The sequence below is a fragment of the Methanobrevibacter sp. genome, from assembly GCF_045611865.1.
GTDB lineage: Archaea > Methanobacteriota > Methanobacteria > Methanobacteriales > Methanobacteriaceae > Methanocatella.
This window is the reverse complement of sequence record NZ_JAZKXX010000063.1, coordinates 1-9,575: the sequence shown is the minus strand read 5'-3', so window position 1 is coordinate 9,575 and position 9,575 is coordinate 1. Positions and strand designations below refer to the sequence as shown.

The window sequence follows — 9,575 nt, the reverse complement described above, 5'->3', positions numbered from 1 at the left end:
TTTTCTAATCGATGTGAAATTTCAAGTGTAAATCTTAATACACAATAATTAGACAATTTTAATAGATTATAAGTAAAAATAGAAATAAAAATAAATTTTTAAAAAATTTTTGCAAAAATCAAATAGGATTTCTACAAAGCCATTTTTTTAAAACATATCTATTTTGAATTTTTTAACTAATTTTATCCTTGAAAATTTCGTATTTTAAAAATGCATTCTCTGTTTGAAATAGCCACAATTATTTTGGACAGGGCATGAAAGGAAATTGCAGGTTAGCTGGAAAAGTCCTTGGAAATCATAGTCAAATCTTAAAAAAATAAAGGGTTTGAAATTCCTAGAAAAAAATATCAAAGTGATGAATATCAACCTCAAAACATTTGTAAAAATAGCTTAACTAACAGATTATTTTTTAAAATTTAACTTAAAAAAAAATAAGAAATGTAGATGCATTTGCACCTACTTAACAGTAATTTTAGTGCCTACTGATTTTGCAGCATAATATGAAGTAGCTGCAGACTTAACGGTTGCTGCATACTTACCTGTTTTAGTCAATTTAGTAAGTTTAAATGTAGCAACACCTTTTGCGTTGGTTTTAGCAGAGTAGGTTACTTTGTTTACTTTAATAGTAACTTTAACACCACTCATAGCTGCATTTTTGTTAGTTTTCAAAGTCACTGAGTATTTTTTGGTTTTATCAGTGCGTTTGAATGTTTTTGCAGCAGCAGTTAATTTTGGAGTTGCTTTTTTGACTGTAACAGTAACGGTTTTTGATGATTTGACATAATTTGCATTTCCATCAAATGCAAATGTTATTTTCTGTGCACCAGGAGGTAAAGCGCTGAGAGATTGTTTTACTTTACCGTATTTATCTGTTTTTACAGGATATTCAATACCCATAACACTTATCCTTACATCAACACCACTAATTACCTTACCGTTGCTGTCTTTTAAAGTAGCTTCCAAGTATTTGTTGTCTCCATAACTTACTGTCATTGCAGAAACTGAAATTGCTGTTGCAATTGGAGTAGTATCACCTGCCCCAATATTTTTAAATGTGACTACTTGATTTTTTGAATATTCTTTTCCATCAGCTGTTCTTTTATAAGTGATTTTTACATTATAATCCCCATTAAGGTTGCCTGTTAAATCACTACCATATATCGCTATACTTGGAGTTCCGGACCCTGTGAATGTTTTAGAATATATCTGAGACCCATTTGCAGAAATACTTACCTGACCATTAAGACCTGATTCAGTTTGTGTATCAAAGACTGTACAGAGATAGTCATCATCTGATTCAACTTCCCAATCATCATATGCTTCTATAAAATTATCAGCAGTTAACTCTGTTGACTCAGTTACTTTTAAAGTGCCTGATGCAATTTTTAAATTCTCTATGTTGGAATCATGACTGTTATAGTAAACTGTAATATTGTAGTCATCTCCCCAAAATATGTATAGATCATCTATAGTTAAGCTTATGGAAGTTTCATCACCAGTTTTATAAAACCTAAAGCTGGAACCGCCATCTACCTTTACTTCAACATGATCATTATAAAAATCAGGATAAATTGAACTGTCCTTTTCTTTTACATAATTTGGCAAGACAAAGCTGACAACAGCCTCTTTACTCTTAATGTTAGCTTCTGATTTTATAACAACATTAAAATCATCAGCGGCAGGATCTTGTAAAACCTCGTTATTTTCATCAGAGCCTATCAGCTCAACATCATCTACAAGAGTTTCAGCAACTTGTTCCTCTCCTGTATCGTCAACTGCAAGTGCACCTGCATCTTCTGCGGCACTTACAGCACCTATTGTAAAAATTGCCAATAACAGGAAAGTTATTAACATTATCTTTTTAAATTTCATAATTTTCACCTTTTAGCTAAAAAGAGTAAATATTAAAAAATACCCCATTAATTAATATTTATGCCATATCAACAATTAAATTATTTTCTAAAAGGCAATTTGATGACAAATATTTTTTACATCAGATTTAAAAAAAATAAGTTAAAGATGAGTAACTCATCTATAAGTTTTCATTGATTATTTTCACACAGGTGTCTTTAATAGACTCTGCACGGCCTTCATCTCTTGACTCCAAGGTTATCCTAATGTAGTCTTCGGTTCCGGATGGCCTTACCAGCACCCAGCTGTCATCGGCAAATGTCAATCTTACACCGTCGATTGAGTTGACCTCAACTATATCGTCGAATGCTGATTTAAGCAATTCTTCCATATTCTCCATTACTTTGATTTTTGCTTCCTTAGAGCAGGTTATTTTCTCACGGATGTTTGGATACTGTGGAATTTCTGAAAGCAATTCGGATAATTTGCCTTCCCTTGAGACGATTTCAGCCATTCTAAGACCTGACAATATTCCGTCAGGACACATGCAGAAGTCAGGGTGTAGCCAGGTTCCTGAAGGTTCCCCTCCAAATGCGGCATTCTTTTCAATGATTACTTCAGCAACATTGACGTCGCCTACAGGAGTTCTTAAGACTTCCCCTTTTACAGATTCGTCCATACATAATCCTGCATCAACGGTTGTTACTATATCCCCATCGAACTGTTTGGATATCAATGCAAGAAGTGAGTCGAATGGTGAAACGTTTCCGTTTTCATCTACTGTAATCATCCTGTCAGCATCACCGTCATGGGCAATTCCAAGATCTGCACCAATTGCAACTACAGTTTTCATTAATGTCTGGAGGTTTTCAGCATTAGGTTCAGGGTTTCTTCCTGGGAAAAATCCGTCAGGCTGTGAATTTAAGGTTGTTACTTCACATCCCGCCTTTCTGAATACCAAAGGTGATATTTCACTTCCTGCTCCTGATGCACAGTCAATTACTACCTTAAGGCCATCCTTAATATCAACCATGCCAACCAAATCATCAATGTATTGGCCCTTGATCTCCTCATTGACATTTAACTTTCCGACCTTATCCCAGGTGACTGAAATATAATCTTTATTTGCATATATCTCTTCAATTTTTGCTTCCTGAGCAGAAGTGTATGCCATCCCATTTTTATTCCATAACTTTATTCCGTTGTATTGGGAAGGATTGTGGGATGCTGTAAGCATTATACCTGCATCGGCATCGAGCTTTTCGGTAGCATAACCAACAAGAGGTGTTGGAACCATACCTATTTTTACCACATCGACTCCGCTTTCAAGTAAACCTGCGCAAATCGCCTGGTCCAACATTTTATTTGTGGTTCTTGTATCATATCCCAAAACCACTGTACCCTCATTTCCAAGGTAATATGCAAGGGATTTACCAACATTTAAAGCCAATTCACAAGTTACTTCAGAGCCTATCAATCCTCTAATTCCTGATGTTCCGAATAGTTTTTTTGCCGCCATACTACCACCCTATGCTCCGAACTTATGGGCATAATTCATCAAATCCATCATTATGTTCATTACATCTGATCCTCTGATTCTGTTAAGTCCCCCTTTTGCACATGCTCTTTCGGAGAATTCACATACGTCATCAACCCTCACTTCAGGACCTCTGATGAGTACAGGTACCGGGTCTCCTGAGTGGTTCATGACTGATATTGGTGTTGAGTGATCAGCTGTTAGGTAAATATAAACGTCTTCAAGTTTTATCAACTCGCTCATGACAACCCTGTCGACCTTTTCTATGAATTCCATTTTTTCTTTGGTCTGTCCGTCATGGCCGGCCTCATCGGCTCCGTCAATGTTTATCAAGAAGAAGTCATGGTCTGAGTTTTTAACCTGGTCTATTATTGTATCTCGTATGTTGTCCAAATTGGTGTCTATTCCTCCGGTTACATCATCCATTTCGATGATATCCATTCCTGCAAATCTTCCGATTCCCATGATAAGGCCTGTTTCTGCAATGCATGCAGAGTTTATTTCATATTTCTCGTTTAATGACTCGACAACAGGTACTTCACCTGCTCCACGTGGGATTACGATGTTTGCTGGAGGTAAGCCTTCTTCAATTCTTTTTATGTTAACCGGATGGTCTTTTACCATTTCATAGGTTTTTACAACCAATTTGTTTAATATGTCTGCGGTTTTTTTAGCTTCAGGTGTGTCGTCTAAGGCCTTTACTTCTTTTGGCTTGTTGCCTTCGACTTTAGGGTCTGCATCGCTTACCTTATCGGAGAGTCCTTCTCCCCTCAAGACTAAAACCGCCCTGTGACCAGTTGATTCTTTAAATATGATTTTGATATCAGGATAGTCCTCTAAAACCATTGTATTCAATACTTCCACAATCTCTTTGGTACCTTCCTTGATTCTTCCGGCACGCCTGTCGGTTACGATTAAATTCTCATCTGCTGTTGAGAAGTTGCATCTAAATGCGATGTCACCCGGAAGCACATCTACTCCCACACCATTTGCTTCAAAGGGGCCCCTTCCAGTGTATACCTCATACGGATTGTAACCTAAGATAGATAAATGTGCAGTATCACTTCCAGGAATGATTCCCGGAGCTATTGAATCCATAATACCAGTAATTCCTTCAGCAGCCATTTTATCCATGTTTGGAGTGTTTGCCGCTTCGAGAGGAGTTTTGTTTCCCAATTCCTTAATTGGACGGTCACCCATACCATCCATAATTAAAATAAGACCTTTCATAAATATCACCTAATATGTTATAATATTACTTTTTAATTAGTTAAATAATTTATTTTTAAAAAAAATTAGATTAATAAAATTCCAACTATCGCACCAACAATAGTGGCAATCAGGTTAACGTGCTCGTTGGTTAACATTAAGCGTCTTTCTAAAGTGGCGCCTAAAAAACTATCCATAAAACAGCCCACTGTTCCTGAAATCACTGAAACTACAATTGCAGGGAATAAATTAGGTAAAATTCCAAGAATATATGCTGCAATACCTATTATTGCTGCTCCGGCCATACCGACACTGGTTCCCAAAAGTGAAACTGCCCCATCAGTACCCGGATCCACCTTCTGCATGGTGGTCAATAAGCGAGGCTGATGCAAAACTCCGATTTCAGAAGCCAATGTGTCTGCTGTTGCAGTTGCAATTGCTCCGATAAATCCTCCGACAAACGGCAGGTAATATCCTCCAAATGCAGCCATGAAACATGCGACAACACCATTTGAGATAACGTTTTTGGATGTTCGCCTTCCCTCGTATTCCCCCAATGACATTTTATATTTTCTGGAATATCTTGTTGCAAGAAGACACATTACTAAAAACAGCACAATCAGAACCAGCCAGTTTACTCCTGCTGAAAAAATAATTACAATACCCATTATGACCATGACAATTGAACCAAATAAGTCAAGGGCGCGCCTTTTGTAGGTTATAAAACCCAAAATAAATAGAATGACTACATATGCCCAATTAACCGTCATTACTTCAACCATAATATCACAACCACAATCATATGATTGAACAACTTTTGAGAATGCTAAGGTTTTAGAATTTTTACTTCAATATACGGCATCTCTGATGTTCCATCAGTTAAGACATGAACTTTATTAATTGTCTTTTTAATATTTTATCCATGTTATTATTTATAATTTTTTCAAAAAGCGCATCACGCAGAAAAAATCTTAGATATTTTTTTAAACTCCAGAAAGCATTGATTTTCGAATCAATATATTAAAAAGTTTGATTGATTAAACAAGTAGTTTTTAAAATAAATATAAAAATAATCAATTGATTATATAATATTATTCACAGTAATTACTGAATTAATAAAATATTATTTGCAGATATAGATGAAACTAAAAAAATAAGATAATTTTGATAAAAAATTTAAAGAAAAAGAGAATTCAATCTCTTTTCTATTTAGCTATTTTAATTTTATAAGATCTGGATTCGATGGACTTGTAAGTTCCAACAAAGTTTTCGTAGACAACTTTAATCTTATACTTCTTACCTACTTTCAAGTTTTTAACCATCTTACTGGTAATTTGAATAGTAGCAACACCTTTCTTGTTGGTTTTTGCGGAATAGGTCTTACCATTGAATCTGAATTTAATGATTTTTCCAGTAATTGCTTTTCCACTAGACCATTTCAAGGTTGCGGAGTATTTAGTTGATTTAGCTGACTTTTTAACAGTCATTGATTTAGCTTTCAATGTGTACTTAATCTTAAGTGAGTTGGTAACTTGATATCCTTTGTATTCGGATATGATTGTGTAAGTACCAGGGGACATACCGATTGAACGGACAGCATAACCTGAACTGTCGGTTGTTACATAATATGTCTTATTATTGGAAGTTGTACCGATTGTCATAGCAACAACTTCACCTTCACCTACAGGTTTACCGTCATCACCATAAACACGTACACGGAAGCTTTGACCGTCACAGAAGTCCATTACCACATCTTTATTTTCTGCAAGTCTTGCAACAATCTTAGCCTTACCAGTAGCCTGATAATCAGTGACTGGATTATATGCTATAACCGCATGAGTTCCAACATCCAAGTTACCACCAGGCAAGTAGGCAATACCTTGTTCGTCAGTAACCACATTGTAGGTCTTACCATCAACAGTGAATTTCACAACAGTGTTGACCAATGGATTATCTGATCCGTCCAAGAATGTTGCATAATAGTCATAACTTGAATTGTATCCCCTTGTGACAGTTCCGGCAATAATTGATGCATGAACCCTGAAGCTGACTGAACTGTTAGTGGATTCTTTATACTTGTCATCACCATTATATGTTGCTTCAACAGTGTATGTACCTTCAGGTAAATCAGGGATGCTGATATGTGCAACACCATTAGTTACGTTTGCAACATATGTTTTGCCATTGACAACAACTGTAACGTTACCTGTTGCATCGGAAGGCACAGTTATCAAGATGTTTTCAACTTCACCAGGTTGAATATCACTAGCAGTTACCAATATGTATGAATCAAGTTTGCTTCCATCAATATTTACTTTACGTGATACGGAATCATATTTGTCATCACCGGTGTATGTCACTATAGCCTCAGTTGCGTTTCCGAGATTAGGAACAGTTATGTTTGCAATACCATTGGTTATGTTAGCATAATAACCAACACCATTGATATCAATTAACACTTGACCGGTAGCATCTGAAGGCAATTCAACAACGAAATTGACAGAACTACCAGTAGCATTAGCATCGACCGCCATTGTAGGTTTGACTTTAGATACAGTGAAATCAGCAGATGTTGAATTTTCAGTGTAGTTTGAATCACCACCATAGGTTACAATCACTGTTTTTGAACCTTCCATCAATCCGATGACTGCAAATGTTGCACTGCCACCACTAATTTCTTTGGTTTGAGTAATACCATCCACTTTGATAGTTACCTTACCAGTAGCGTTTTCAGGAAGGCTTACTACAATCATCTCAACACTATCAACAGTAATATTTTTAACTGAAACCTCAATTGGGCTGTCATATTTGAATATGTTGATTAAGGTATCCATTTCAACTCTGGTACCGTAACCATCATCGTATATGACAGTTGCATCGTATCTTCCAGGAGTTACTCCATCTAAAGTGACAACTGCAACACCGTTTTTGACAGGAGCAGTGTATTTTTGACCGTCAATGTCAATTTCAACAGTACCTCCGGCAGTAGGGTCCGGAAGGGTTACCACGACAGTACCGTCATTTAAATCTTTAACATTCAAAGTGCCTGCAGATGAAGAAACCACTTTCAAGTTGTCATTAGGACTTGTAATTGAATTATACTTGTTGTCACCATTGTAGGTTACATTTACAATGTATTCGCCAACACTTAAGCCAGGAACAACAACCTTATTCAAGCCTCCGGTAACACGCACAGTATCTACATAATCGCCAACTCTAATTGTAACTGTACCGGTTGCATCATTTGGAAGTGTGACATTGAATATTGCGCTTTCACCGGCAGTGATATTGTCGAATGCAACACTGATGGATGATCCAACTTTATATACAACTAATTTTGAGTTGTTTGTAGCGGAAGCATATCTATTGTTTTCCAAGTAGGTTACGGTTATGTCATAAGTACCTGCATTGAGAGCTGGAATTACAATAGATCCTTTACCATCACTGATGTGTACAAGATATTCTTGACCTGCAACACGTACGGAAGCGTTACCGTGAACATCAGAAGGACCAGTGACACTAATGGTTATTTGATCTCCAACGATTCTAGGACTATTTGCACTAACAGTCACAACAGGAACTGTTTTAGCACCTTTAGACATTGAATCATGTGAACAGTTGTATTTATAGTCACCATTGTAATGAGCAACGATTGAACTTACAACTTCCTCATACTTGTCAACCAATACTGCCCTATTATTAGAATCAATGTCCCTTACATATTCCACATTGTCTACGAAGAATGAAACAGTACCAGTAGCACCTGAAGTTACGGTTGCAACAATGTTATCACCTTCAATTGAAAGGGTTACGCTGGATGCAAGTTTGTTTGCATATATTGAAGTGGAATTCCAGCCTTCATCATAGATGTCTGAACCTGGGCTTGTAGCAACAATTGCATATGAACCTTCATGGTCAAGAGTGTAAGTGTTTCCAGATACCTCATTTCCATCAACAGTAATGTTTACTTGAGCTCCACTATCGGCCACAGCAGTGATTGTAATAGTATCGCCTACGAAGTAAGGACCATTGCTTACAGTAAGTTCAATTACAGTAGTGTTTTTACCTATTACTTTAACTGAGCCTGCAGGCATGCTAGTAGCGTTATACTTACTGTCTTCAAGATAGTAAACATTGACAGGATATAATCCTGCAGGTAATCCAACGCTCAATTTAGCCACATAATTAATAATGTCAACAGTGTAATTATGGTTAGCAATTTCGATTAATACTTTGCCAGACTCGACATTGGCCATAGTCACATTTACAGTGACATTTCCGCTTAATACGTCTGAAGTAGGAATGTCTACATGGTCGATTACTGCATTGCGTTTAACAACAGTGAAAGTAGTATTATTATAACCAGCACCGTGAGTACCATTAGCAACAGTAGAAGCCTCAACATAATAAGTACCATTATGATCCACAACAAATGCACCAGTATATGGAGCACCATTAACTGTGATGTTAACCGGAGCAGAGGCACCGTTCACAGTAGCAGTAATAGTTACAGTATCACCAACATAATGTGTGCCACTAGGTGAAACAGTGATAATGATTACAGGGACAGGTTTGTCAACAACAACTATTTCATTAGTAACATTAGTTAATGAATCTGCATAATAATTCTCATCTTCAAGGTAGTAAGCAGTAGCATTATATCTGCCGACAGGTAAAGTGACATTCAATTCGGCTTCATAATTCACAATATCAACAGTGTAGTTATGATTATTGACCTCAATCAAGACTTTACCAGATTGGATGTTTTGCATAATGACTTTAATTGTAGCATTCAAGCCAACATCAATGTTGGAAGTAGGAACAATAACGCTGCTGATTACAGCATTAGTTTTAACAATACTTAATTCAACAGGACTGCTCCAAGCAGAACCATTATACAACTCATTTTCAACATAATAAACATGAGCAACGTAACTACCAACAGGTAAAGCAACACTCAAGTTAGCAGTCTTATCAG

The 9,575-nt window shown here is 36.5% G+C and carries 5 protein-coding genes; all 5 read right to left on the bottom strand.

The features are described from left to right. Positions 1-456: 456 nt before the first annotated feature. A complete protein-coding gene (locus tag ACKI32_RS07275; protein ID WP_407414962.1) occupies positions 457-1,872 on the bottom strand; it encodes an Ig-like domain repeat protein in 1,416 nt (471 codons plus the stop codon). 160 nt (positions 1,873-2,032) lie between these two features. Then, entirely contained in the window at positions 2,033-3,370 is a 1,338-nt protein-coding gene (gene glmM, locus ACKI32_RS07270) for a phosphoglucosamine mutase (protein ID WP_407414960.1), read from the bottom strand. A 9-nt stretch (positions 3,371-3,379) separates the two neighbouring features. Continuing rightward, a complete protein-coding gene (locus tag ACKI32_RS07265) occupies positions 3,380-4,618 on the bottom strand; it encodes a 2,3-bisphosphoglycerate-independent phosphoglycerate mutase (RefSeq protein ID WP_407414958.1) in 1,239 nt (412 codons plus the stop codon). Between the two features lie 65 nt (positions 4,619-4,683). Continuing rightward, positions 4,684-5,379, bottom strand: a complete 696-nt coding sequence (locus ACKI32_RS07260) for a TIGR00297 family protein (RefSeq protein WP_407414956.1) — start codon at positions 5,377-5,379, stop codon at positions 4,684-4,686. A gap of 423 nt (positions 5,380-5,802) precedes the next feature. After that, positions 5,803-9,575 (bottom strand): Ig-like domain repeat protein (locus ACKI32_RS07255; RefSeq protein WP_407414954.1); only part of this gene is annotated, 3,773 nt, incomplete at its 5' end.